Source organism: Bordetella sp. BOR01, from assembly GCF_019218885.1.
Classification (GTDB): Bacteria; Pseudomonadota; Gammaproteobacteria; order Burkholderiales; family Burkholderiaceae_B; genus Bordetella_A.
On record NZ_JAHUWT010000002.1, the window covers coordinates 911,870 to 937,350 of the forward strand.

Here is a 25,481-nt window from a genome sequence, read left to right on the forward strand (position 1 = left end):
TTCGCACGGGAGCATTTCATGAGCCGATTCCTCGGCCAGATTCGCCAGTTGGGCTATGTGGTGCCCGACATCGAGGCCGCCATGGCCTATTGGAGCAAGACGCTGGGCGTCGGGCCCTGGTTCTACAACCCGCGCGTGCCCATCGTGAACTATCGCTACGACGACCAGCCGTACGAGCCGCACAATTCCGTGGCGCTGGCCAATTCCGGCTACGTGCAGGTCGAGCTGATCCAGACCCGCAACGACGTGCCCTCGATGTATCGCGATTTCCAGCAGGCGGGCCGTACCGGGCTGCAGCACGTGGCCTACTGGACCGAAGACTACGATGCCGACCTGGAGCGCTTGCTGGGCCAGGGCTTCAAGCCCAAGATGAGCGGCGAAGTGGGTGATCGCGGCCGCTTCATTTACTTCGATACCGAATTCCATCCGGGCACCGTGATCGAGCTGTCCGAGGTGGCGGGCCCGAAGGGGCGCATGTTCCAGCAGATCCGCGAAGCCGCCGACGGCTGGGACGGCAGCGATCCGGTGCGCCCGTTTCCGAACCTGGGGGCGCAATGAGCGCAGGGCGCATCCTGGCCAGCTACGTCATCGAGACACCGCTGGACCCGGCTTCCGTGGCCGAGGTGATGGCGGGCGAGCAATCGTGCGGCACCTTCACCCGGGTGGCGGGCGAGACCGACGCGCTGCGCGCCCGCGCGCGCGCGACGGTGGAAGCGGTGCAATTGCTGGATGAAACCGGCCAGCCCAGCTTGCCCAACGCGCTGCTGGAACGGCGGCGCCAGGCGGGGCCGTGGCGCCGCGCCCGCGTGGATATTGCCTTTCCGCCGGCCAACATCGGCGCGAACCTGCCCACGCTGGCCAGCACGGTGGCGGGCAACCTGTACGACCTGGGCGAAGTCACCGGGCTGCGCCTGGAAACCCTGCACTTGCCGGCCGAGTACCGCGCGCGCTTCGATTTCCCGCGCGCCGGTATTGCCGGCACGCGGCGCGCCGCCGGCGTGCCGGCCGGTGCACTGGTGGGCACCATCATCAAGCCCAATGTGGGGTTCTCGGCCGAAGACACGGCCGAGCTGGTTGGCCGGCTATGCGCGGCCGGTGTGGATTTCATCAAAGACGATGAAGTCTGCGCCGACCCTGAACACGCGCCGTTGGCACAGCGCGTGCCGGCCGTGATGCGCGTGGTGCGCGCCCATGCCGAACGCACCGGCAAGCGCGTGATGGTGGCGTTCAATATCACCGACGAGACCGACGCCATGCGGCGCCATGCCGACCTGGTCGAGCGCGAGGGCGGCACTTGCGTCATGGCCAGCCTGAATGCCTGCGGCTATTCGGCCATCCAGACCCTGCGGCGCCATACGCCGCTGGTGCTGCACGGCCATCGCAACGGTTTCGGCGCGCTGTCGCGCCATCCGCTGCTGGGCATCGGCTTCCAGGCCTACCAGACCCTGTGGCGGCTGGCGGGCGTGGACCACATGCACGTGCATGGCCTGCAAGGCAAGTTCTCGCAGCCCGACGAAGAGGTGATCAGCGGCGCGCGCGACTGCTACACGCCGCTGGCGCAAGGGCTGGCGCATGACGACACCGTGATGCCGGCGTTCTCGTCCGGCCAGTGGGCGGGCACCGTGCCGGCCACCTGGGCGGCCATCGGCCGCGATGACCTGCTGTTCATGGCGGGCGGCGGCATCCTGGCGCATCCGGACGGCGCGGCCGCCGGCGTGGCCAGTATCCGCCAGGCATGGGATGCGGTGCGCGCCGGCCGCGGCCTGGCCGAGTATGCCAGCCAGGCGCCCGAGCTGGCGCGCGCGCTGGCGTTTTTCGGCGCGCGATGAGCCTGCCCGCGCCACGCCTGGCGTACTACGGCGACGATTTCACCGGAGCCACCGACGCGCTTGCCACCGCCACGCGCGCCGGCCTGCGCAGCCTGTTGTTCCTGGGCGTACCCACGGCGGCGCAGCGCGAGCGTGCCGGCCCGCTGGACTGCCTGGGTATTGCCGGCGCCACGCGTGCCATGGACCCCGGCACCATGCGCGCGGCATTGCAGCCGGTGGCGCAGTTCTTCGCCGGCCTGCAGCCGCGCGTGGTGCACTACAAAGTGTGCTCCACCTTCGACAGTGCCGGCCAGGTCGGCAATATTGCCGTGGCGATGCAAGTGCTGGGCGCTGCCATGCGCCAGCCCTGGCCTGTCATTGTCGGTGGGCAGCCCAGCCTGGGGCGCTATTGCGTGTTCGCCCAGTTGTATGCGGCGGCCGACGGCGAGGTCCATCGCATCGACCGGCACCCCACCATGAGCCGCCACCCGGTTACGCCCATGCACGAGGCCGATTTGCGGCGCCACTTTGCCCACTTGGGGGCGGGGCGTGTGGGGTCGGTTGATTACCGCACCTGTGCGGCGGGGCACGACGCTATCCAGGCCCGCTTGCGGGCGCTGCGCGCGCAAGGCATGGATGCCGCGCTGTTCGATGTGGCCGAATCGGCGCATCTCGAGGCGATCGGCGCCGTGCTGGCGGGGTGGGCGGCGGCCGAGCCGCTGCTGGCGGTGGGCGCCAGCAGCGTGATCGAGGCGCTGGGCAGCCAATGGGGCAATGCCGCCAAGGCACGGCCCGATGCTTTTGCGGCGGCCCAGGGGCCCGTGCTGCTGCTGGCCGGCAGCCTGTCGCCGGTGACGGCGCGACAGGTCGAGGCCGCCAGGTCGTATCAAAAAATCCGGTTGGATCCGGTGCGCCTGGCCAGCGACGACGGCGCCTATCGCGCCGCGTCGGCGGCCGAACTGGCACAGGCCTTGCGCGACGGGCGCCATGTGCTGGCCTGGATCGACAACGCACAGGGCCAGCGCACTGCCGGCGTGCAAAGCCAGGCCTTGGCCCGGGCAGGCGGGCGCCTGCTCGACACGGTGCTGCGGCAGGTGCGCATTGCCCGCATGGGCGTGGCGGGCGGCGATAGTTCCAGCCTGGCCATGCAGGCGCTGGATGCCTGGGGCCTGTCGCACCTGGCGCGCATCGAGCCGGGCGTGGCCTTGTGCCGCGTGCACAGCGACGTGCCGGCCCTGGACGGCATGGAAGTCATGCTCAAGGGCGGACAGATGGGGTCGGTGGATCTGTTCGAACGGTTCTTGCGCGGGTCGGATTAGCGGGCCGCGCGCGTGGTGTCGCGGCCGGGGTCAAGGCAGGCCGGTCGCGCGCGCCAGCCCCGGCGCACTGCGGGCCTGTTGTTGATAGGCCAGCACGAATTGCTTGAATTGCAGTAGCACCGGATGCAAAGGGACATGGTTACGCCAGATCATGGCGACATGGTCGTCCAGGGCAGTCAGCTTGGCGACGACGATACTGGCGATGCGGCGTTCCACCAGGTGTTGCGCAACGGATTCGGATGACAGCCCAAGGAAGCTGCCGGCGCGGAACATTTCCATCTGCGCCGACGCGTCGCTGATTGCAATGGAATTGGCCGGCCCCTGCAAGCCGCGCATGGCCAGGAATTCGTCGAACCGGTCACGCAATGGCGTACCGGTGGGCGGCAAGACCCAAGGCAAGGCCAGTAGCGTGGGCCAGTTGGGCCGGGCCCTGGGCGGCAGTGCGTGGCTGCCGCTGCCCACGACGGCCGAACGTATCGTGAACAAAGGCTGGAAAGCCAGGTCTTGAGGTCCGTGCATGGGCCCGGCGCGTGCGAACCCGATGTCGACTTCGCCGCAAGCGATGCTTTCATGCAGGCCGTCCACCAGCGACACCGAGACGCCAGGAAAATGGGTGCGAAATTGCACAATGGCCGGCGTCAGCCATTGCAGGGCATCGGGTGAGCGCACGCCCACCACCAGGTGGCCATGCAATCCGTCGCGCAACGCGGCGATTTCTTCGCCTGCGCAATCCAGTTCGGCCAGGATGCGCCGGCTGGCCTGGACCAGGCATGTCCCGATCTCGGTAAAGACGGCCGCATCTCCCCGGCCGGCGAGCAGCCGGGCTCCCAGGGTTTCTTCGATTTCCAGGCGCGTCTTCACGACCGCGGGATAGCTGACCGACAGGCGCTCGGCGGTGCGTGCCAGGCTGCCTGTTTCGGCCAGCGCCAGCATGAAGCGCAAGTGGCGAAATTTCAGCCGGCTGACAATGGAGGACGACGGCGTAGACATGAGAAATGGCCAGGAGCAAAATCGATTTATAACCGTTTGGTTATTGAATCTCAAAAAAACATCCCTTTACGGTCACTGTTTGCTTACCTACCATGCTTCACCACGCAGGCCGTTCCATGGCCTGCGCATTTATTTTCAATCGAGGCAATGAACATGCATGGTGGTCCCGGCGCTTCTCCGGCCGATGCGTTGCGGCGCATCGCAGCAGGCGTGCAGCAGATCGATATCGGCGTCCTGCTGTTCATCGGCATCGACGTGTCCATGCGCGATGGCACGCTTCTGACCGCGAATGTGTACTGCCCCGCGCCACCGGGCGAGGCGGCCGGCGGCGCGCTGCCCGTGGTGCTGGAGCGCACGCCTTACGGACGGGCATCGGCCCGCTTTCATGATTTCGGCCTGGCCGCTGCGCGGGCGGGCTACGTGTTCATGATCCAGGACGTGCGCGGGCGCGGGGATTCAGGCGGGCGGTTCCATATGATGACCAATGTGCCGGACGAAGGCGTGGATGGCATCGATACCTGGAACTGGCTGCTTGCCCAGCCGTGGTGCGATGGCCGCCTGGCCACGGTAGGCGGCTCATTCAGCGCGGCCAACCAGCAGGCCATGGCGCTGCATCGGCCGGCGGGCTTGCGCGCACAGGTGCTGCGGGATGCCGGGACGAATTACCGGCAGCGCATGTTCAGATACCACGGCGCGTTCAATGTCGGCGTGGCGCTGCCTTGGGCGATCGAGCATGGCCTGCAAAGCCCGCAGGCCCGGGATGATGCCGGCGTGCGCGATGCGTTGACGGCGATGCGCGAACGTTCGGCGCAGTGGGCCGACGAACTGCCTTTGCGGCGCGGCCAATCTGCCCTGGCCTCGGCCCCCGATTATGAAGATGTGTACTTCGCGATGCTGGAAACGGCAGACGACACCTCTTATTGGCACAATCCCACCGTGCGGCTTGAAGGCCGCTGGGATGACTACCCCGATGACGTTGCCGTGCTCATGGTGTCGGGTTGGTTCGCCCACCATGCCAACGCCAATCTCGACAAACTGCGCGAACTCGGACGCCGGCTGAAACAGCCCGTGCGGCTGGTCATGGGGCCCTGGGTGCACAGTCCGGCCATGCTGGAAGCCACCTCGGCCGGCGAGGCCGAGTTCGGCCCGGCTGCCGGGCAGCATGGCCCCATCCACGCGGCTTGGCTGGCCTGGCTGGACAGGTTCGTGCTTGGGCACGAGAACGGCGCGGGGGACGAACCTGCCTTGCGCTATTTCGTCATGGGCCTGGGCGATGGGCACAAGACTGCCGAAGGGCGTGTCTTTCACGGCGGGCAATGGCGAGAGTCGGCCGAATGGCCGTTGCCGTCCACTCTTGCCACCCCCTATTACCTGCACGCAGACGGCCGGCTCGGTATCGATCGGCCTTCCGTCGGCGCGGCGCCGCTGGGTTATCGATATGACCCTGCCGATCCCTGCCCGGGTATCGGCGCAAGCAGCCTGCAAAGCGAGACTTTCCCCGCCTTCGTCCTGCCGGGCCCGCGCGACCAGCGTTGCCGCCCGACGCTGACGGCGTGCCGCGGCAGCGACCGGCCCTTGGCCGAGCGCGCGGATGTGCTTGTTTTCCAGACGGAACCCCTGGCCCAGGATTGCGAGGTGACCGGCCCGCTGTCCGTCCGGCTGTGGGTGGCCTCGTCGGCGCCCGACACCGACTTCACTGCCAAGCTGCTCGACATCTATCCGCCCAGCGCCGATTTTCCCGACGGCGTGGCCTTGCTGTTGTCCGAGGGCATACTCAGGATGCGTTATCGAGACGACCGTGCCACCGGCGAATTGATCGAGCCCGGTCGCGAATACGCGGTCACCGTCGAACTGAATCCGACCAGCAATGTGTTCAAGGCCGGGCACCGTATTCGGCTGGACATTTCCAGTTCCAGCTTTCCCGAATACGACCTCAATCCCAATACCGGTGAGGCGCCGGGGGCGCACACGCATACGCAGGTGGCCACGCAGACCTTGTTCGTCGACGGTCTACGGGCCTCGCATATTGTGCTTCCCCTGCAACCTATCAGCGCTGAAGGAATCTCGGCATGAATTTGTTCTTTTCCTCTTCCGTACGCCGCCGGCTCAGTGCGGCGCTCTTGGCCGCCGGAGTATGCGGCGGCGCGCCCGCGCTGGCCGCGCAGGACTACCCCGCCCGCCCGTTGACGATGGTTGTTCCCTTCTCGGCCGGGGCCACCGCCGATACGCTGGGCCGCATGATAGCGCGCGAGATGCAGGACGAACTGGGCCAGACGGTCGTGGTGGAAAACCGCGCCGGCGGCGGCAGCACGATAGGAGCCGCCGCCGTGGCGCGCAGCGCGCCCGATGGCTATACCCTGTTACTGGGTTCGGGTTCTACCCACACGGTGGCGCCGGTGGTCATCAAGGACATGAAATACGACCCCGTGAAAGACTTCCAGCCCATTGCGCTGATCGGCACGACTTCTTATGTGGTACTGGTCAATGCCGATTCACCGATGCGTACGCTGGCCGACCTGGTTGAGTACGGCAAGACGCATCCGCAGAAACTGAGCTACGGTTCGACGGGCGTCGGCGGTGCCGTGCACCTGGCTACAGTGATGCTCCAGAACCAGACCGGCGCCAGCTTCCTGCATGTGCCCTATCGCGGCGGGGCACCAGCCATCGCCGATTTGCTGGGCGGCCAGATCGATTTCACACTGGGAACGGCCGAGGCCGCGGGCATGGTCAGCCAGGGCAAGCTTCGCGCGCTGGCTGTGCTGGGTCCGGATCGCCTGCAGGCGCTGCCCGATGTTCCCACGTGCAACGAAACAGGCGTGCCCGATTGCACGTTTCCGGTCTGGAATGCCATCTTCGCGCCCGCCGGCACGCCTGCGCCTGTCGTGGCCAAGCTGACGGCGGCCGTGGAGCACGCCTTGGCCGAGCCGCAGACGGTGACGCGCCTGCGCGAGCTGGGATATCAACCCGCGACGGGCGGCGCCGAAGCGCTGGGCAAACGTGTCGTCGAAGAGTCGGTTTTCATGCACAAGACCGCAGCGGCGGCAGGGGTCCAGCCGCAATAGGCCCGATGCCAGTGGCGCGACGCGGCTCAGCCTGGCAAGGCCGCGGCCAGTTCGACCGCCTGCCGCGCCACGTCGGCTACGCCGAAGCTCAAGGCCAAGTCCTGCGATGCCAGCTTGCCAATCGGAAACCAGCGCGCGTCCAGCGCATCGTCGCCCGCCGCCGGTTCGCCATCGATCCAGCGGCACAGGACGGCAATCAGGATGTAGTGCCTGCTGAGTTCGCCCTGCGCGCCGCGATCGTAGACATCCCGGGCATCGAATACCTGCAGGGCCTGCGCCCGCACGCAGGTCTCTTCGTAGAGTTCGCGCATGGCGGCCTCGCGCACGGTTTCGCCCAGCTCGACCTTGCCGCCGGGAAAAGCCCAACGCCCGGCGTCGGGCGCATGCGCGCGCCGCACCAGCAGCACATGGCCATCGCGCACCACGGCTGCGATCGTGGCGGCGATGGGGCGCTGCGGATCGTGGCTGGACGCCGCGGCGGCGGGGGGATGGAAGATGGGGGCAGTCATGAAGTCATGGCTCAGTCGCCGAATACTTCATGGGCGCCCGCGTCGCCACGGCGCCAATAGCTGGCGGCGCGGATGCGCGATTTGTCGATGCCGCGTTCTTGCACCAGGTACTGGCGTATGCCGCGTATGGCAGCCGACTCGCCCGCGGCCCATACATAGCCTTCGCCGTCGGGCAGCTGCAAGCGGCGTACCACGCGTTCCAGCACGGGCGGGCCGTCTTCGGGCTCGGCGGCATCATGTACCCAATGCAGGCTCAGGTCGGCCTGGGTAGGCAGGGCGATGCGGGCAGCAGGGTGGCGCGTCTCGATGACGGCCAGCACACGCTTGCCCCGCGGCAATTCTTCCAGGCGCCGGGCAATGGCGGGCAGGGCGGTTTCGTCGCCGATCAGCAGGTGCCAGTCGAAGTCGTGGGGAATGACGAACGAGCCGCGCGGGCCCGCCACGCCCAGGTATTGCCCCGGCGCGGCCTGGGCCGCCCAGCTGGCGGCGGGCCCATGCCCATGCAGCACGAAGTCGATATCGAGTTCGCCGGCGTCGGCATCGTAGCGGCGCGGGGTGTAGTCGCGCGATACCGGGCGCGGCGCGTCGTCCGCATATACCGGGCCTTGGGGGCCGATGGTGGGCATCACAGGCATGCCGTCGGCCACGGGCAGGAACAGCTTGACGTGGTCGTCGAATGACGCCGACACGAAGCCGGCCAGCTCATCGCCCGCCAGGGTCACGCGCAGCAGATAGGGGCCGATGCGTTGTATGCGCCGTACCTGCAACAGGCGCGCCTTGAGGGTATGCCGCACTTTCTGCACGGCATGGCGATCGGAAACAAGAGAAGTTTGCATGAGTGTCCTTGGTCTGGCCGGCTTAGGATCTGTTTGCAGGCCCTAAGCCGGATCACAGGGCCCTGGCGCATTGCCCATGATCTCGGCGGTGGCGCGCTGCAGGATGGCTGCCAGGCGCCGCTGTTCGGCGGCATCGACGTCGGTACGGCGCAGCAGGGCCTCGCGCAGCGCGCGGCGCGCCTCGACGAATTCATGCAGCCAGCCGCTGGCCTGTTCGGCCTCTTGCACGCCGGCTTCGCCTTGCCAGGCCTGTTTCATCCAGGCCATCTTGCGGGCGGCATGCTGCAGGCCGGCGAACAGCAGTTCGACGCGTTCGCGGTTGGCATCCAGGTGGGCCAGGCCGGGCGCGGCCAGGTGGTAGCGCTTGCGGTTGCCGTGGGTCTCGACCGTGGTGTAGTCCAGTTCTTCCAGGTAGGTCAGGGCCGGGTAGATGACGCCGGGGCTGGGGGTGTAGAAGCCATTCGAGCGGGTCTCCAGTGCTTTGATCAGCTCGTAGCCGTGGCGGGGCTGTTCTTCCAGCAAGGCCAGCAGCATCAGCTGCAGTTCGTCGGCGCCGAACTTGCGGCCGCGCATCATCATGCCGCTGCTGTCGCCGCCCATGCCATCGCCGTTGCCCATCCAGCCGCGGCCGCCATGGCGGCCGCGATGGCCGGCCGGCCCCAGGTGTTGCGGGAAATGGCCCGTGCCGGGGCCAGGCAGGCGCGAGCCGGGGAAATCGTGGTGTCGTGCGCGCATCTTGCGTCCTTTCATATCTTACGATGTATCGTACGATATTACCGAGGCTATATCGCTGTCAAGCGCGGCAGCGATCCGGGGCGGTTGTCAAAACTGGTAGGTGGCTCCCAGGCCGGCGATCCAGGTCCGCCCTGGCGCCGGCTCGTAGTAGCGGTCTTGCCCGGCGTTGACGATGACCGACCCGACGTAGTGGCGGTCGAACACATTGTCCAGGCGAGCAAAGGCGTCGAACTGCCAGTCTTGCCACGACCAGGCGTAGCCGGCATGCACCGCGGCGGTGAAATAGCCAGGCGCGCGATGCTGGTTGCGGTCGTCGGCATACATGGCGCCCAGGTAGCGGCCTTCGATACCGGCCCGCCAGCCCTTTGGCGGTGCCCACGCCAGCGCGACATAGGCGGCGTGCTGCGCGATGCCCGGGATGCGGTTGCCCGCCGCCACGCGGTTGTCCGGGGTGGGCGCGCCGTCATGGAAGCCGTCGCGATAGCGGGCGTCCAGCCAGGTGTAGGCCAGCGCGGCCCGCCAGTGGCGCGCCAGCGTGGCGGTCCAGCGCAACTCGGCGCCCTGGCGGCGCGTGCGGCCGGCATTCTGGTAAGTGGTGCGGCCGTCCTGGCTGGTGTCGACTGCGATCTCGTCGGCGGTGCGGGTCTGGAATAGCGCGGCGGTCAACGTGCCTTGCCCTATGTGTGCCTTCGCGCCGGCCTCGATGCTGGTGTTCACCGATGGCTGCAGCCCGAAGTTCAGGCCGGGCTGGCCGTCCGGGCGATAAGAAAGTTCATTGAAGGTGGGGGTCTCGAAACCACGGCCGGCGGTGGCATACAGGTTCAAGCCGGGGTTGACCTGGTAGCGCAGGGCCGCCATGGGCAGGGCTTTGCGGTAGCGCGCGCTGCCGCTGTCGTCGGCGTTGCCGGGGGTGATGTATTGGTCTTGCGAGTCGAATCGCACCGTGCTGTAGCGCAGTCCGGCCTCCAGGGTCCAGGCGGGCGCGAATTGCCACGAGGCTTGCAGGTAAGGGTCCAGGTTCCAGGCGCGGTTGCGCTCTTTGCGGCGCAGCTTGCCCTGCACGCCCAATTGCGGCCCCTGCGCGGTCTGGACAAAATTCTCGTAACCGCGGCGGTCTTCGGTCATGGTGTCATAGGCCAGGCCAGCCGCCATGGTGAACGGGCGTGCCGCCAATTGCGATTGCCAGGTCCATCGCAGGTCGGCGCCGCCGTAGTCGCGCCGCAGGTCGATGACGCCGCCCGCCTGGCCGGGCGCGGCCTGCGTCGCTACCGGAATCGACAGGAACTGGCGGGTATCGCGTTGCCCGTAATACAGCATCAGGCGCAATGCATTCTGGTTGTCGACGCGGTGCTCATAGACTGCGCCGCCCTGCGTTTGGCGCACGGTCTTGCGCGTGTCGAAGCGCAGCGCACCGGGCGCCGCGCTGCGCGGATCGTCTTCGAACTCCTGGCGCGTCAGGCCCTGCGGGTCGTCGGCCGCCAGGTCTACGCTGTTGAACACCAGCGTCAGGTCGTTGTCGGCGCCCAGGCCGATGCCCAGCTTGGCGTTGGCCAGCGTCTTGCGCGCCGCACTGTGCTCGCGATAGCCGTCGGTCAGGTAGCGGTTGGTGCTGAGCAGGTAGCGGAAGTCTTGCGGTGCGTCGCCGGCCGAGCCGCTGGCTTTCAGCCCGTAGCGGCGCTGCCCGTCGCTGCCCGCGGCAAAGCTGGACGTGATGCGCGCGGGTCCGTCGCCGTCTTCGGTCGTGACGCTGACCACGCCGCCCGATGAATTGCCGTGCAACGCCGAGAATGGCCCGCGCAGCACTTCCACGCGATCGATCGAGGCGATGTCGATGTTGGACGTCTGGCCTTGCCCGTCGGGCATGGTGGCGGGAATGCCGTCCACATACAGGCGCACGCCGCGTACGCCAAAGGTAGAGCGTGCGCCGAAACCGCGCAGCGACAATTGCAGGTCTTGCGCGTAGTTCTGGCGGTTCTGGATAAGCAGGCCCGGCACGCTGCCCAGGCTTTCCGACAAGTTGACCTGCAAGTGGCTGTCGCGCATCGATCGCCCATCGATCACATCGACGGAAGCGGGCGTATCGAAGGCAGGCTGCACGATCTGGGTGCTGGTTACCTGAACGGGCGGCAGGGTGGCCGTGGTGTCGGCTGCGTCGGCCGATGCCGCGGCCAGGGGGAACGCCGCATACTGGCCGGCGCGCTGCAATAGCCTGGCCAGGCTACGCCACGACGCATGGGCCGGCCCCATGTCAGCTGCCGGGCTCGGCCCGCGGTACGGCGGCCTGCGCAAAATTGCGTTCCAGCATGCTTAGCACGTTGTTCAGCGTCTGGATGTCCTGGCTGGACAGGCCTTGCAGGGATTCTTCGAAGAATGCCGCGCGGCGCGGCAGGGCCTGGTTCACCACGACCTGGCCGGCCGCCGTCAAGGCGGCGTTGGTGACGCGATTGTCGAGCGGGTCGACGCTGCGCGTGATCCAGCCCTGCTGCTGCATGGCTTGCAGCAGGCGGGTCAGCGAGGCCGGGTCCAGGCGACAGCGCTCGGCCAGCGTTTTCTGCGGACACTGCCCGTGCTCGTGCAGGGTCAGCAAGATTCGCCACCGCGGCAGTGCATGGCCCACGCGGCTGCTGAACGCGGCCTGCATGGCGCGGTAGGTCTGGCCCAGGTGCTGGATAGTCTGCAGGCCCTGTTGTTCTTTGGGCAAGGCTGGATCTCCGACGGGGAGGGTTGCATGAAGCGGCGCCAGGCGCCGCTCACCAAGGAACATTGTGCCAGGAATGACAGGCCCTAGGCCTGGCCAAGCTGCGCGACGGTGCGTGCCAGGTCGGCCTGCCAGCGTGCTTTCCAGTCAGCGGGGACGAAGCTTGCTTCGAAGCTGTTGCGGGCCAGTTGCACCGCGTGGCGGGCATCGAGCTGCGGCAGCGCGCGGAAGGTTTCCAGGAAGTTCTGGTTCAGGTAGCCCCCGAAATAAGCCGGGTCGTCGGAGTTCACCGTGACGCACAGGTTCGCGTCCAGCAGTGTGGCCATGTTGTGGTCGGCCATCGTGTCGAACACGCGCAGTTTTATGTTCGACAGCGGGCACACCGTCAAGGGGATGCGTTCGCGCGCCAGGCGCTCGACCAGTTGCGGGTCTTCGACGCAACGGACGCCGTGGTCGATGCGCTCGGCACCCAGCAGGTCGAGCGCATCGCGGATATATTGCGCCGGGCCTTCCTCGCCGGCGTGCGCAACGATGCGCAAACCCAGTTCGCGGCAACGCGCGAAGACGCGGGCGAATTTTTCCGGCGGATTGCCGCGTTCGCCGCTGTCGAGCCCGACGCCGATGAAGTGCTGGCGATACGGCAAAGCCTGTTCCAGGGCCTGGAATGCGTCGGCCTCGCTCAGGTGCCGCAGGAAGCACAGGATCAGCGCGCTGCTGATGCCCAGTTCGGCATGGGCGGCATCACAGGCCCGCGCCAGCCCGGCCACCACGGTTTGCATGGGCACGCCGCGCGCGGTGTGGGTCTGGGGGTCGAAGAACAATTCGGCATGGACGATGCGGTCGGCGGCCGCGCGCCGGAAATACGCCATGGCCAGGTCGAAAAAGTCTTGTTCGTGCAGCAGCACGCTGGCGCCGGCGTAATAGATATCCAGGAAGCTCTGCAGGTTCGTGAAGGCGTAGGCGGCGCGCAGCGCCTGCACGCTGTCATAGGGCAGGGCAACGCTGTTGCGCTGCGCCAGCGCGAAGATCAGCTCGGGTTCCAGCGTGCCTTCGATATGCACGTGCAGCTCGGCCTTGGGCATGGCCTGCAGCAGGGCGGGCAACTTCTGGCGGGGAAAATCGGCTAGGGTATCCATGACAGGGACCGTAAATATCAGCATTGGGGCGGTTTTGGCCCCCGGTTTGTTACCATATTGCCACGCCGCCGGCTCGCAAGCGGCGAAATCGTCCCATACCTTACCGGAATGGCGCGCGGTTAATTCCAATTTCCAGTCGAGGTACCCGCGGGGCGGCAATGAAAACGTGGTTCAAGCGCATATTGATAGGCCTGGTGGTATTGGTTGTCGTGGCCGTCGTCGGCCTGGCCATCTTTTTGCTCACGTTCGATCCCAACGCCTATAAGTACAAGCTCGAAGAGCTGGTCCAGGATCGCTATCACCGTACCCTGGCCATCGACGGCGAAATCGAGTTGTCGCTGTTTCCCCGCATCGGCCTGAGCGTGCAGGGCGTATCGCTGTCGGAAGTCAACAGCACCGATACCTTCGCTTCCATCGAAAGCATGCGCCTGGCGGTGGCCGTGTGGCCGCTGCTGTCCAGCAACCTGGTGGTCGACCACGTGGCCATCAATGGCTTCAAGGCGCGCGTGGTGCGCGACAAAAGCGGCCATCTGAATTTCGAAGACCTGGTGGGCGGCGGCGTGGCCAATGCGGCCCAGCCGGCAGGGCCGGCCACCGCCGCCGTGGGCGCCATGGCCGGCGCCGCCCAGGCCATCGCTACCGGCGGCGCGTCGGCGCCCGCCACCATGCAGATCGATATCGCCGGCCTGGACCTGCAGGCGGGCGAACTGCAATTGCAGGACGAAATCTCGGGCATGGCGGTGGCCGTTACCAACCTCACCGCCAATACCGGGCGTGTCACGTACAACCAGCCCTTCGATGTCAGCCTGTCGGCCAAGATCGAAGGGGGCAACCCGCGGGTGGATGCCAACCTTACCGGGCAGGGGCTGTTGACGCTCGATCCGCTGGGCAAGCGCTTCGCGGCGCAGAAGCTCGACGTGCGCATGGATGGCAACGTGCTGGGCGCCGAAGCCAAGAGCCTGGCCGCGCGCGGCAACCTGGCGTTCAACGGCCGTACTTCGTCGCTGGATGCCGGCGGGCTGGAAATCGTGTTCCAGGGCGACGTGCCTGATCCGGCCACGCCCATGAAGAACGTCGAGGCCAGCGTAACGGTTCCGAAACTGGTGCTGGACCCGCACAAGCTGCAGCTGCAGATCGAAAAGCTGGCGGTGCGGGCCAAGGGCGCCTTGCCCGGCGGGCCGTTCGAGATCGCGGCCGATGCCCCGGCGCTGAACATTTCGCCGTCTTCGGCCACCGGGCAGGCCCTGACGGGCCGGGTTCGCCTGCAGGGCATGGATGCCAGCTTCGGACTGAACGGCATCAGCGGCAACGCCAGCGAACTCGACATCAAGGAAATCAAGCTCGACAGCACCCTGACGCAGGGCGAGCGCGTGGTCAAGGCAATGTTCACGTCGCCGGCCACCTTCAACCTGTGGCAGCGTGCCATCGGCCTGTCGGCCTTGAAGGGCGATGTCAACATCACCGACCCGGGCCTGCCCAAGGGCAGCCTGCAGATCCCGGTCATCGGCAGCATGAACGCCAATCTGCAGAAAGACCAGGGCGGCGCCAAGATCAACGCGGTGCTCGAAGGCGGCAAGTTCGACCTGACGGCCGACATCAAGAAATTGTCCGAAGTGCCCGACATCACGTTCGCGCTGGCGGTGGATACGCTCGATCTGGACAAGCTCGCGCCGCCCATACCGGTTGCCGCCCCCAAGGCGCCCGCCGGCGATGGCAAGCAAGCCGACGCAGCCAAGCAGCCGGCCAAGCCCGCCGCCGAAACGCCCTCGGTGGCCGACAGCTCGATCGACCTGTCCGCCCTGGTGGGCCCCACCGCCAACGGCACCATCAAGATCGGCCAACTGGTGGTGCGCGGCCTGAAGGCCAGCGAACTCAGCGCCAAGATCAAGCTCGAAAAAGGCAAGCTCGATATTTCCACGCTGGCCGCGTCGCTGTACGACGGCAAGCTGGGCGGCACCATGTCGGTCAACGCCGCCGAAGGCAACCAGGTGGCGGCCAAGATGACGCTGGCCGGCATTGCCATCGGTCCGCTTTTGTCCGATCTGGTGAAGCAGAGCGCGCTGACCGGCACCGGCAGCCTGGCGCTGGACCTGAAGACCGCGGGTTCCAATTCGTACACACTGACCACCGGCCTGAACGGCAGCATGCAGTTGCGCTTGCGCGATGGCGCGGTGCGCGGCATCAATATTGCGCAAACCTTGCGCGAACTCAAGGCTGCCTTTACCGGCCAGGCGCAAGACCCCACCCTGGCCGCCGACCAGGCCCGCCAAACCGATTTCACCTCGCTCGAGGCCGACCTGGTTTTCGTCAAGGGCGTGGCCAATGCCAAGCGGCTCGACATGGCATCGCCGCTGCTGCGCGTGTCGCAGGGCGACCCGGCTGCCATCGACTTCGTCCAGAAGACCCTGAATTTCGTGGCCAAGGTGCGCGTGGTCAACACCAGCACCGGGCAAGACGGCGCAGACCTCGAAGAGCTCAAGGGCATCACCATTCCCGTGCTGGTCAGCGGTCCGTTCGACAAGCCGACCTACACCGTGCAATGGCGTGGCGTGGCCACTGAAGCGCTCAAGCGCGGGCTCGAGAAAAAACTCAAAGATGCTGCCAGCAAGAAGGCCGGCGATGCCAAGCTGGCCCCGCAACTCGATAACGCACTGAAAGGACTCCTGGGCAAATGAGCGCATCCGCATTCCAGCCTGTCGCCGAATGCGGCGAAACTTCGCAGCCGCAAGCGCAGCCGTATCAAAAGCGCTGGCTGGTGGCCAACGATGCCGGTACCTGGCTCGACCGCGACCTGTGCCCCCGGCTGGCCGAAATCGCCATCGAATTGCGGCTGGGCTACTTGGTCATGAAGGCGCCAGGCATGCTGCGCATGGATATTCCGCTGGATGTCATCGAAGACGACGACAGCGTGCGCTACCAGATCCGCATTGGCGATCAAACGGTGGACGTGGTCGACGAAGGCGACCTGGCGGCGGCATGGGTGTCGAATTTCTTGCAAATACCCTGCCGGCTGCTGAAAGTGCACCCCGACATGGCCGCCGTGCAGTGGCCCGCCTAAGTCCGGGCCCGAGCCAGCCGGGCGGCAGCCAATAGGCGCCTAGCGGCGCCGGTATTCCAGCACCGCATGGGCCAGCAGCCCCGCGGCCAGTCCCCAGAACGCCGAGCCGATGCCCCAGGCGCTGAAGCCCGATGCCGTGGCCAGCAGCGTGATCAGGGCGGCCTCGCGCCGCTGCGGGTTGGCCATGGCGCCGGCCAGGCCGCCCAGTATGGCGCCCAGCAAGGCCAGCCCGGCCAGGGCGGCGATCAGGGCCGCCGGCAAGGCCTGGAAAAACACCGCCACCGCTCCGGCCACCACGCTCAGCAACACATAGGCCAGTCCATAGGTGACCCCGGCGATATAGCGGCGCGACGGGTCGGGGTGGGCTTGCGGGCCGGTGCAGATGGCCGCGGTGATGGCGCCCAGCGTGACGCTGTGCGCGCCGAACGGGGCGGCCACCAGCCCCAGCACGCCCGTGGCGGCCACCAGGCGCGATGCGGCGGGGCGGTAGCCGGCCGCCTGCAAGATGGCCAGGCCCGGCAGGTTCTGCGAGGCCAGTGCCACCACGAAAATCGGAATGCCCACGCTGACCGTGGCGGACCACGAAAATGCCGGCGTGGTCCAGACAAACTCGGTCAATTGCCAGTCGATGCCGTCCAGCCGCAGCTGGCCGGCCGCAAGCGCCACGCCCAGTCCGGTTGCCATGACGGCCAGCACTGCGTAGCGGGGTGCCCAGCGCATGCCCAGCAGGTATGCCGCGCACATGGCCAGCACCAGGGCCGGCTGTTCGCCGATGCGCGTGAAAATGCCCAGGCCGAAGTTCAGCAGCACGCCGGCCAGCATGGCGCTGGCGATCTCGGCGGGCACGCGCCGCATGATGGGGTCGATCCAGCCGAACAGGCCGCATGCCAGCGTCAATAGCGAGGCCAATACGAACGCGCCCACGGCCTGGTCGAACGGCACGCCCGCCAGCGCCGTGACCAGCAGCGCGGCGCCCGGGGTGGACCAGGCCAGCACCACCGGCATGCGGCTGCGTACGCTGATGACCAGGCCGCCCAGGCCCAGCACCAGGCAGATCGAACCCAGCCACGAGCCGATGCGCGCGGCATCCAGGCCCGCGGTATGGCCGGCCTGCACCATCAGCACGGCGGTGCCGCCGAAACTGACCAGCACGGCCACCAGGCCGGCCACCACCGCCGAGACAGACAGGTCGCGCGCGGGCGGCTGGCGCAGCGGCGCGGAAAGGCTGGCCTCGGGAGGGCTCACGAGGTGCCTGTCAGCCGGCGGTACTTGGCCATCAGGGCATCTTGCCCTTCGTGCCATTGGGGATGCAGTTCGATGCACTCGACCGGGCAGACCACCTTGCATTGGGGCTCGTCGTGGTGGCCCACGCATTCGGTGCAGCGATCGGGGTCGATGACGTAGTAGTCAGGCCCCATCGAGATGGCCTCGTTGGGGCACTGCGGCTCACACACGTCGCAATTGATGCATTCTTCGGTGATTTTCAGAGCCATGGCAAGGGTATAGCGGCGGGATCGCTGTCATTGTAGCGCCGCCGTCCAAGGCGGCCGGCTCAGCCTGCCGGCCAGGATTGTTCGCGGTGTTCCTTGGCCTTGGCCTGCAGCCAGCGCTCGACGGAAGGAAACACGAACTTGCTGACGTCGCCACCCAGTTGCGCGATCTCGCGCACGATGGTGCCCGAGATGAACTGGTACTGGTCCGACGGGGTCATGAACATGGTTTCGACTTCGGGCAGCAGGTGGCGGTTCATGCCGGCCATCTGGAACTCGTATTCGAAGTCGGATACGGCGCGCAAGCCCCGCACGATGACGCGGCCGTTCTGCTCGCGCACAAAGTCCTTGAGCAGGCCGGCGAAGCTTTGCACTTCGACGTTGGGGTAGTGGCCCAGGACTTCCCGGGCGATTTCGACGCGTTCTTCGATGCTGAAGAACGGCTTCTTGTTGCGGCTGTAGGCGATGCCCACCACCACCTTGTCGAACAGCGAGGCGGCGCGGCGCACCAAGTCTTCATGGCCGCGGGTTAGCGGGTCGAACGTACCTGGGTAGACGGCGGTAATCATGCTGGCTCCGATCCTTGTAACTGGCGTATACCTTCCTCCGAACTCCGGATTATTGACTTATTTCCGCATTGCAGCAAATTGAAGCAATCCATAGTGGACGGCGCCTGCCCGATCGTGGCGCACGATCTCGAAATCGGCGGGCGGGTCCAGGGGCGCCTCGGACTCGGCGTAGACCAGTCCGGATTCGGTCAGGATGCCTGGCAACAGCGGCCACAGGCGCGCCAGCCAGTCTTGGCCGAAGGGCGGATCGAGCAGGATCAGGTCGAAGCGCGAGGCGTCCATGCGCTGGACGACCTGCATGGCTTCGCCGGCGTGCACCCGCACCGTGCCCGCGTCCAGTTTGTCGCGCAGCGTGCGCAGGGCGGCTACCGCCGTGCGGTCGTGTTCGACCAGCAGCACTTGCGCGGCGCCGCGCGAAGCCGCCTCGAAACCCAGCGCCCCGCTGCCGGCGAACAGGTCCAGCACCTGCTTGCCGGCGAATTCACCACCCCACAGGTGGGCCAGCCAGTTGAACAGGGTTTCGCGCACCCGGTCGGGCGTGGGGCGCAGGCCCGGTACGTCGGGCACGGTGATGGGCGTGCGCCGGTACTGGCCGGCCACGATGCGGATAGGCTTGCTGCTCGTGTTGGGTTTCTTCAAGAAAACAGACCTCCTGCGCGAATAGTAGCCGGCCCGCGCAAGCCCGGCTCGCGGCGCGGCGATGGGAATATACTCTCGCCCATGTTCCGCTTCTTCAAGAAAAAATCCCCGCCCGCCACCCCCGCGCAGCCCGACGCCGCGCCGCAGGCGGATGCGCCGCCAGGCCCGGCCGATGCGCCTGTTCCCGACCCTGTACCGGCTGCCCCGGCCCCCGAGGCCCCTGATGTTCCCGATGTTCCTGCGGAGGTCGAGCCCCGGGGCGATGCCGCCGCCGGGCAGCCCGCGGTAGCCCAGCCCTCCGCGGCGCCACCCGAGCCAGCCCCCGAACCCGCCAAGAAAGCATCCTGGCTGGGCCGGCTCAAGCAAGGCTTGTCGCGCACCGGGCAAAGCCTGGGTGGGCTGTTCGTAGGCGTCAAGGTCGACGAGAACTTGTTCGAAGAACTTGAATCGGCGCTAATCATGGCCGATGCCGGACTCGAGGCCACCGAACAACTGCTGACCGCGCTGCGCGCGCGGGTGCGCAAAGAACGTATCGAAGACGCAGCCCAGGTGAAATCGGTCTTGCGCCAAGTGCTGGCCGACCACCTGCGGCCGCTCGAACGTACATTCGACCTGCGCCGCGCCAATCCGCTGGTGGTGATGATTGCGGGCGTCAACGGCGCCGGCAAGACCACCTCCATAGGCAAGCTGGCGCACACCTTCCAGCGCCAGGGCGCCAGCGTGCTGCTGGCCGCTGGCGATACCTTCCGCGCGGCGGCGCGCGAACAACTGATCGAATGGGGCAGCCGCAACAACGTCAGTGTCATCGCCCAGGAAGGCGGCGACCCGGCAGCCGTGGCCTTCGATGCCGTCAATGCCGGCCGTGCGCGCGGCGCGGGGGTGGTCATGGTGGATACGGCCGGCCGCTTGCCGACGCAATTGCACCTGATGGAAGAGCTGAGGAAAATCCGCCGTGTCATCGGCAAGGCCGATGGGGCCGCGCCGCACGAGGTGCTGCTGGTGATCGACGGCAATACCGGCCAGAACGCGCTGGCGCAAATCCGGGCCTTCGATGCCGCCATCGGCCTGACGGGCCTGGTGGTGACCAAGCTGGATGGCACCGCCAAGGGCGGCACGCTGGCCGCGGTGGCTGCCGGCAGCCAGGGCGTGCGCCCGGTGCCGGTGTACTGGATCGGCGTGGGCGAAGGCATGGAAGACCTGCAGCCCTTCATGGCCGACGAATTCGCGGCCGCGCTGCTGGCCGACTGAACGGGCCGGCGCGGGCCCGCGCCGGCTATTTCCAGAACGGCTTGGTGTCGGCCAGGCGGTCGAACGCCTGTTGCGCTTCGGCTATCAGTTTGTCGAGCCGGGCGCTGATCCAGCCCAGCGCAAACCAGGCCTGCGGATGCGTGCCCACGCATGCCTGGTAATAGTCTTTGGCCATGGCCAGGTCGTTGATTTCGCCCAGCCGGTCTTGCACTTCCGACAATAGCTTGCGATAGCCGCGCAGCCGGCTCTTCGGCAACAGCGATTCCGCGAACGACAGCCCGTAGCGCAGGCGCTTGCCGCGCTTGCGCAGGTCGTGCCGCGCCGGGATGTCCAGCGTGGCAAAGTCCTTGCCTTGCGCGGCCACCTTGGCATGCCAGCGATGCAGGCGGTTACCCAGCAGCTTGTGCAGCGGCTGGGGCTTGGCCTCGGTAGCCAGGGGAATGATGGTGGGTGTGATGGCGGGGGCGGTGGCACTGCCATCGAGCCGGAACGCGGGTTCGGGCGCCGTGTCGGATGCCGCCATGGGCTCTGGCGCGCTGGCCGGCGAGGGTGGTTGCACGTCCAGGCTCCATTCCAGCGCGTCCAGCAGCCAGCCCTGGAAGGCCTTGCCCGCGGCGATCGCCTGGGCATCGATATCGACGGGTGGCGCCTCGAAGGTGATCACCGGCATACCCGCTTGCAGCAGTACCGGGGTGACGGTTTCGTTCAGGACATCCTGGTCGCGGCTTTGGCCGAACGCCGCGAAATGGGTGCGCACGCCTTGCAGCACGGTGGCAGGCGGAGGCGCCGTCCAGCCATCGAACAGGCGCCAGGCCGAGCGCAGGCGGCGCATGCCCACGCGCAACTGGTGTACGTGTTCGGATTGGCCGGCGGGATACACCCCCAGGGTATCCACCTCGGCCAGCACGGCGGCGTTGCGCGCCACCTGATCCAGGCATTCGGCGGCAACGCGGCCCATGGCCTGCGCCGGCGTCAGGGTGTCGTCCAGCGTCACGGCGGCGGCGCCGCGCGGTGCCCAGAAGCGCGTGATGGCCGTGCCGCGGCGAACCTGGGCGTCGGGATCGTCGGCGTCCAGCGCGGCCAGTTCGCGGGCCAGGCTGGCCAGCGCATCGCCGCGTTCGGATTTGCTGCGGGCGTCCAGCACCAGGCCGTGGCGCTGCTGCCAACGGCGCGCCACAGCGAAAATGGCGGCAGGGCGGCCCGACATCAGCTCGAATTCCAGTTCGGAAATCGGCAGTTCCAGCGTGCCGGCGCGCAGTACGCCCGTGTCGTAGGCCAGCTCGATGGTGCCGTGGCGGCTGCGCACCTGGCGCAGCAGGCGCTGCACGTCGGTTTCGTAGCACAGGCCCAGTTCGCCCTTGATGGCCGACAGCGGTGCCTCGACTTCGGTGCCGGCATAAACCGACAAGTCCAGCACCGGACCCGGCCGGGCGTGATTGATCTCGACGCGGGTAATGGCGTCGGCACCGGGCATTTTCAGGGTCTGCACCCAGTCGCGGCCTTCCTGGCGCAGCCGCAGCGCAATGCGCGCGCGCGCCAATTCACGGCCTGGGGTGTCGAAATACAGGGCGCGCAGCCGGATGCGGCTGGCATTGCCCTGGCGGATATCCTGTTGTACTGCCCGGCGAGCCACGGCCGGGACATGCAATTTCAGTTCTTGTTCTGACATGGTCCACGACCGACGCTGAAACCATCGATAGTAGCCAAGACAGGCCGGCCATTTGATGACTAGTCATAAAAGGTTCATCAAGGCCGGCGGCGTGGCGGCCGGCGGTGTCAGGCACCCGCGCTGTGCGGGCGCCATGACACCATGGGCCTGCCTACAGGATCTGCTTGCGCGCCTGCGTGATGATGACTTCGGCCACCACCACCACCGCGAAAATCGCGGCCAGCACCAGGGCGACACGATCCCACTGGAACAGGTTCATTGCCGTGTCCAGCGCCATGCCGATGCCGCCCGCGCCAACCAGGCCCAGCACGGCGGATTCGCGCACGTTGATGTCCCAGCGCAGCAGCACGATGGACCAGAACGCCGGCCGGATCTGCGGCCAGTAGCCATACCACAGCACCGAGCCCTTGCTGGCGCCGGTGGCCGTCAAGGCCTCGACCGGACCGCGCTGGGCCTCTTCGATGGCTTCGCCCACCAGCTTGCCGACGAAGCCGATCGAGCGGAACGCGATGGCCAGCGTGCCGGCCAGCGGGCCCGGTCCGAAGATGGCGATGAACAGCAGGGCCCACACCAGCGAGTTGACCGAGCGGCTGGACACCAGGATCAGCCGCGCAAGCTGGTTCACCAGCCGGTTGGGGGTCAGGTTGTTGGCCGCCAACAGCCCCACCGGCACGGCCAGCCCCACCGACAGGATGGTGCCCAGCGTGGCGATGTGCAGGGTTTCCATCAGCGGGCCATGCACGCCTTCGAAGTAGTACGACCAGTCGATGGGCCACATGCGGCCCAGCAGGTCGGCCATCTGCTCGGGGGCGTCGTACAGGAACTCGGGGATGATCTCGACACTGCGCACCGCCTGCACGATGGCGGCCACCACCAGCAGGTAAAGGGCGAAGCGCAGCAGCCGCTGCCCCATGGTGTAGCGTTGCCAGGTGCGCGGATAGCCGGCGCTGGCCAGCGCGGTGGCGTGCGCGGTCATTCGTCTGCCCCCGGGCGCGCCAGCGGCTTGCCGCCCAGCCCGCGCGCCGCGTCGAAGCGGCGCTGCAGGATGGTGTCGAAGCCCAGGTTGTCGAGGAACACGGCCCGCACGAAGCGCGCCAGCAGTTCACCCAGCATGATGATGGCGATCAGGGTGATCAGGATGGCTGCCACGAAGTCGTAGTCGAAGCGCTGGAAGGCCGAGAACAGCGTGCCCCCGATGCCCCCGGCCCCCACGATGCCCACCATGGTGGAATTGCGCAGGTTCGAATCGAACTGGTAGGTGGCAAAGCCGATGAAGCGGGCGAACACCTGCGGCAGCACACCGAACACGATCACGTTGGCGAACGATGCGCCGGTGGCGCGTACCGCTTCGACCTGCTTGAGCGAGATCTCTTCGATGGATTCGGTGAACAGCTTGCCGATGAAGCCCACCGAGGCCACGGCCAGCGCCAGGATGCCGGCCAACGCGCCAAAGCCGACGGCCTTGACGAACAGGATGGCAACGATCACCGGATGCAGCGAACGGCACAGCGCCACGATGGCGCGCGCGGGCCACGAGGCCCAGGCCGGCATCAGGTTGCGGGCACCCAGCAGGCCGATGGGCAGGGCCAGCGCGATGCCCAGCACCGAGGCCAGCACGGCGATTTCCAGGCTTTCGGTCAGGCCTTGCAGCAGCGTGTCGGGCTGCTGGATATGCGGCGGGAACATGCGGCCCAGCAGGTTGGCGGCGTGCCCCAGGCCGCTGTGGAAGCGGTCCAGGCTGAAGTTGAGCTGCCCGGCCGCGTACAGCGCGTACACGAACACCAGCACGGCGCAGAGCTTGGCCTGCCACGACAGGGCGAACGGGCGGCGCTTTACTGCAGCCACGATTCGCCTCCGTAGATGGTCTTCAGCATGGCGGTGTCCAGGCCCTGGCCGTCGCCGTCGTAGACGATATGCCCGCCGGACATGCCGACGATGCGGCTGGCGTAGCGGCGGGCCAGTTCGACGTCATGGATGTTGACCAGCACCGGAATGCCATTGGCGCTGCCTTGCGCGACCAGCAGCTCCATGATTTCGACCGAGGTCTTGGGGTCGAGCGAAGACGTGGGCTCGTCGGCCAGCAGCAATTGCGGGCGCTGCATCAGGGCGCGTGCAATGCCTACCCGCTGGCGCTGGCCGCCCGACAGGGCGTCGGCGCGTTGGTCGCCGAAGCCTCCCAGGCCGACGACGTCGAGCAACTGGTAGGCGCGTTCGATGTCGTCGGGCTCGAAGCGCCGCCTCCAGGCCTTGAAGGCGCTGGTGTAGCCCAGGCGCCCGGTCAGCAGGTTTTCCATGACGGTCAGGCGTTCGACCAGGTTGTATTCCTGGAAGACCATGCCGATGCGGCGCCGCGCCTGGCGCAGCGCCGTGCCGCGGATGGCGGCCAGGTCGACCGTGCCGGCCTCGGTTTGCAGCACGATTTCGCCGCGGGTGGGGTCGATCAGCCGGTTGACGCAGCGTAGCAGCGTGCTTTTACCGGTGCCCGACGGGCCGATGATGGCCGTCAGGCCTTGCCCTTCGACGTGCAGGTCGATGCCGTTGAGCACCGGCCTGCCGGCCCGGTATTCCTTGACCAGGCCGGCAATGCGTAGAGATGTTGCCATGCTTACTGCTTGCCCTTGCTCTTGGCGGCTTCGCGGTCATACGCGGCGCGGTTGAAGCGTTCGCCACCCGATTCGGCCACTTGGCGCACGATGGCCCAGTCTTTTTCGTACGTGACCGGATAGAAGCGGTCGGCGCCATCGAAGGCTTCTTTCATTTCGGCGGGGAAGCGGAAGTCGTAGAAGCACTTCAGCATCTGGTCGCGGAATTTGGGTTCCAGGTCGTGTGCGTACGAGAACGACGAGGTCGGGAATTTCTCGCTGGTGTAGATGATGCGGAAGTCTTCTTCCTTGACCTGGCCGCGTTCGGCCATGCGATGGAAGACATCCGATGCCACGGCGGCGGCGTCGTAGTCGCCCGAGTTCACGCCCATGACGGACTGGTCATGCTTGCCCGAGAAAATGACTTTGTAGTCTTTGTCGGGCACCAGGCCTTCTTTGGGGAACAGCGCCACGGGCGCCATGTGGCCCGAGTTCGACGAAGGCGACGTGTGGGCCAGTTTCTTGCCCTTCAGGTCGCTGAGCTTCTGGTAGGGGCTGTCTTTCTTGACGATGACGATCAGGTTGTAGCCCTGGAAGCCATCGGCATAGCCCTTGACCGCGAACGGCACGGCGCCGGCGATGTTCACCGCATAGGCCGTGGGGCCGGTTGAAAAGCCGCCCACGTGCAGGCGGCCCGAGCGCATGGCTTCGATTTCGGCGGCGTTGCTTTGCACTTGGTAGAACACCACGCGCTTGCCGGTGCAATCGCTCAGGTATTCGGTAAACGGCTTGAAGATGTTGGCGTATACGGCCGGGTCTTCGACTGGCGTGTAAGTGAACACCAGCGTGGACGGCGTCTTGAGCTTGTCGGCGTCGGTGGGAGTATCGGCGACCAGGTCTTTATTGGCGTCGCAATACATCTGGTCGAGGTCGCCCCGGTTGGAGCAGGTGTCGGCGGCATGGGCGGACTGAAGGCCGAATGCCAGGGCGATTGCGGCGGTCGCTTGCAGCAGGCGCAGGGCTTGCATGATTGCGTCTCCTTTTTGAGTGTTCGAATATGACAGGACTCAAATATTCAAACACAAAAAAACGAAACCGCCCAGCCGGGAAATCACCTGTTTTTGTTTTCGCGT

At 66.9% G+C, this 25,481-nt stretch carries 24 protein-coding genes; 8 read left to right on the forward strand and 16 right to left on the reverse strand.

What is annotated here, in order from left to right; genetic code table 11:
* The first annotated feature begins 18 nt into the window (after positions 1–18).
* The 3 genes from KW845_RS12070 to KW845_RS12080 are packed head-to-tail and all read left to right on the forward strand — an operon-like array spanning position 19 to position 3,127.
* Entirely contained in the window at positions 19–558 is a 540-nt protein-coding gene (locus KW845_RS12070; protein ID WP_218369453.1) for a VOC family protein, read from the forward strand.
* On the forward strand, positions 555–1,829 hold the full coding sequence (locus tag KW845_RS12075; RefSeq protein WP_218369454.1) for a ribulose-bisphosphate carboxylase large subunit family protein: 1,275 nt from the start codon (positions 555–557) through the stop codon (positions 1,827–1,829). The genes KW845_RS12070 and KW845_RS12075 overlap by 4 nt, the downstream gene beginning before the upstream one ends.
* On the forward strand, positions 1,826–3,127 hold the full coding sequence (locus KW845_RS12080) for a four-carbon acid sugar kinase family protein (protein WP_218369455.1): 1,302 nt from the start codon (positions 1,826–1,828) through the stop codon (positions 3,125–3,127). Before KW845_RS12075 ends, KW845_RS12080 begins: the two co-directional genes overlap by 4 nt.
* Before the next feature lie 30 nt (positions 3,128–3,157).
* On the opposite strand, the gene KW845_RS12085 is transcribed toward KW845_RS12080, so the two are convergent.
* Positions 3,158–4,117, reverse strand: a complete 960-nt coding sequence (locus KW845_RS12085) for a LysR family transcriptional regulator (protein WP_218369456.1) — start codon at positions 4,115–4,117, stop codon at positions 3,158–3,160.
* 153 nt (positions 4,118–4,270) lie between these two features.
* Here KW845_RS12085 and KW845_RS12090 point away from each other — a divergent pair, with 153 nt between their 5' ends.
* A complete protein-coding gene (locus KW845_RS12090; RefSeq protein ID WP_218369457.1) occupies positions 4,271–6,190 on the forward strand; it encodes a CocE/NonD family hydrolase in 1,920 nt (639 codons plus the stop codon).
* The gene (locus KW845_RS12095) at positions 6,187–7,179 is read left to right on the forward strand and encodes a tripartite tricarboxylate transporter substrate binding protein (protein WP_218369458.1); all 993 of its coding nucleotides are present in this window, start codon (positions 6,187–6,189) and stop codon (positions 7,177–7,179) included. The genes KW845_RS12090 and KW845_RS12095 overlap by 4 nt, the downstream gene beginning before the upstream one ends.
* A gap of 26 nt (positions 7,180–7,205) precedes the next feature.
* On the opposite strand, the gene KW845_RS12100 is transcribed toward KW845_RS12095, so the two are convergent.
* The 6 genes from KW845_RS12100 to KW845_RS12125 all read right to left on the reverse strand — a co-directional run bounded on the left by KW845_RS12100 (position 7,206) and on the right by KW845_RS12125 (position 13,093).
* Positions 7,206–7,688, reverse strand: coding sequence for an NUDIX hydrolase (locus KW845_RS12100; RefSeq protein ID WP_218369459.1), 483 nt, complete (start codon positions 7,686–7,688; stop codon positions 7,206–7,208).
* 11 nt (positions 7,689–7,699) lie between these two features.
* Positions 7,700–8,524 (reverse strand): siderophore-interacting protein, encoded by an 825-nt coding sequence (locus tag KW845_RS12105; protein WP_218369460.1) that lies wholly within the window; start codon positions 8,522–8,524, stop codon positions 7,700–7,702.
* A gap of 42 nt (positions 8,525–8,566) precedes the next feature.
* Positions 8,567–9,142 carry a PadR family transcriptional regulator gene (locus tag KW845_RS12110; RefSeq protein WP_255592655.1) on the reverse strand — a complete coding sequence of 192 codons (576 nt, stop codon included), beginning with the start codon at positions 9,140–9,142 and terminating at the stop codon, positions 8,567–8,569.
* Positions 9,143–9,346: 204 nt separating this feature from the next.
* Positions 9,347–11,506, reverse strand: coding sequence for a TonB-dependent receptor (locus KW845_RS12115; protein WP_218369462.1), 2,160 nt, complete (start codon positions 11,504–11,506; stop codon positions 9,347–9,349).
* 1 nt (position 11,507) lies between these two features.
* The gene (locus tag KW845_RS12120; protein ID WP_218369463.1) at positions 11,508–11,960 is read right to left on the reverse strand and encodes a MarR family winged helix-turn-helix transcriptional regulator; all 453 of its coding nucleotides are present in this window, start codon (positions 11,958–11,960) and stop codon (positions 11,508–11,510) included.
* A gap of 83 nt (positions 11,961–12,043) precedes the next feature.
* Complete coding sequence (locus tag KW845_RS12125; protein ID WP_218369464.1) at positions 12,044–13,093, reverse strand: adenosine deaminase; 1,050 nt, start codon at positions 13,091–13,093, stop codon at positions 12,044–12,046.
* Between the two features lie 158 nt (positions 13,094–13,251).
* Here KW845_RS12125 and KW845_RS12130 point away from each other — a divergent pair, with 158 nt between their 5' ends.
* Complete coding sequence (locus KW845_RS12130; RefSeq protein ID WP_218369465.1) at positions 13,252–15,768, forward strand: AsmA family protein; 2,517 nt, start codon at positions 13,252–13,254, stop codon at positions 15,766–15,768.
* Positions 15,765–16,151 (forward strand): MOSC N-terminal beta barrel domain-containing protein, encoded by a 387-nt coding sequence (locus KW845_RS12135; protein ID WP_218369466.1) that lies wholly within the window; start codon positions 15,765–15,767, stop codon positions 16,149–16,151. The genes KW845_RS12130 and KW845_RS12135 overlap by 4 nt, the downstream gene beginning before the upstream one ends.
* 39 nt (positions 16,152–16,190) lie before the next feature.
* Here the strand turns inward: KW845_RS12135 and KW845_RS12140 are convergent, their stop codons facing one another.
* The 4 genes from KW845_RS12140 to rsmD are packed head-to-tail and all read right to left on the reverse strand — an operon-like array spanning position 16,191 to position 18,849.
* The gene (locus tag KW845_RS12140) at positions 16,191–17,396 is read right to left on the reverse strand and encodes a benzoate/H(+) symporter BenE family transporter (protein WP_218369467.1); all 1,206 of its coding nucleotides are present in this window, start codon (positions 17,394–17,396) and stop codon (positions 16,191–16,193) included.
* Positions 17,393–17,644: a YfhL family 4Fe-4S dicluster ferredoxin gene (locus KW845_RS12145; RefSeq protein ID WP_218369468.1), complete on the reverse strand. Its 252-nt coding sequence runs from the start codon at positions 17,642–17,644 to the stop codon at positions 17,393–17,395. The genes KW845_RS12140 and KW845_RS12145 overlap by 4 nt, the downstream gene beginning before the upstream one ends.
* A 59-nt stretch (positions 17,645–17,703) precedes the next feature.
* Positions 17,704–18,210: a pantetheine-phosphate adenylyltransferase gene (gene coaD, locus KW845_RS12150; RefSeq protein ID WP_218369469.1), complete on the reverse strand. Its 507-nt coding sequence runs from the start codon at positions 18,208–18,210 to the stop codon at positions 17,704–17,706.
* Between the two features lie 57 nt (positions 18,211–18,267).
* Positions 18,268–18,849: a 16S rRNA (guanine(966)-N(2))-methyltransferase RsmD gene (gene rsmD / locus KW845_RS12155; RefSeq protein ID WP_218369470.1), complete on the reverse strand. Its 582-nt coding sequence runs from the start codon at positions 18,847–18,849 to the stop codon at positions 18,268–18,270.
* 81 nt (positions 18,850–18,930) lie between these two features.
* Here rsmD and ftsY point away from each other — a divergent pair, with 81 nt between their 5' ends.
* On the forward strand, positions 18,931–20,097 hold the full coding sequence (gene ftsY / locus KW845_RS12160; RefSeq protein WP_218369471.1) for a signal recognition particle-docking protein FtsY: 1,167 nt from the start codon (positions 18,931–18,933) through the stop codon (positions 20,095–20,097).
* A gap of 25 nt (positions 20,098–20,122) precedes the next feature.
* Here the strand turns inward: ftsY and KW845_RS12165 are convergent, their stop codons facing one another.
* The 5 genes from KW845_RS12165 to phnD all read right to left on the reverse strand — a co-directional run bounded on the left by KW845_RS12165 (position 20,123) and on the right by phnD (position 25,376).
* A complete protein-coding gene (locus KW845_RS12165; RefSeq protein WP_218369472.1) occupies positions 20,123–21,766 on the reverse strand; it encodes a CYTH and CHAD domain-containing protein in 1,644 nt (547 codons plus the stop codon).
* A gap of 151 nt (positions 21,767–21,917) precedes the next feature.
* Positions 21,918–22,742 carry a phosphonate ABC transporter, permease protein PhnE gene (phnE, locus tag KW845_RS12170; protein WP_218369473.1) on the reverse strand — a complete coding sequence of 275 codons (825 nt, stop codon included), beginning with the start codon at positions 22,740–22,742 and terminating at the stop codon, positions 21,918–21,920.
* Positions 22,739–23,611: a phosphonate ABC transporter, permease protein PhnE gene (gene phnE, locus KW845_RS12175; protein WP_218369474.1), complete on the reverse strand. Its 873-nt coding sequence runs from the start codon at positions 23,609–23,611 to the stop codon at positions 22,739–22,741. Before phnE (KW845_RS12175) ends, phnE (KW845_RS12170) begins: the two co-directional genes overlap by 4 nt.
* Positions 23,599–24,369 carry a phosphonate ABC transporter ATP-binding protein gene (gene phnC, locus KW845_RS12180; protein WP_218369475.1) on the reverse strand — a complete coding sequence of 257 codons (771 nt, stop codon included), beginning with the start codon at positions 24,367–24,369 and terminating at the stop codon, positions 23,599–23,601. Before phnC ends, phnE (KW845_RS12175) begins: the two co-directional genes overlap by 13 nt.
* A 2-nt stretch (positions 24,370–24,371) precedes the next feature.
* Positions 24,372–25,376, reverse strand: coding sequence for a phosphate/phosphite/phosphonate ABC transporter substrate-binding protein (gene phnD / locus KW845_RS12185; protein ID WP_218369476.1), 1,005 nt, complete (start codon positions 25,374–25,376; stop codon positions 24,372–24,374).
* Between the last annotated feature and the right edge of the window lie 105 nt (positions 25,377–25,481).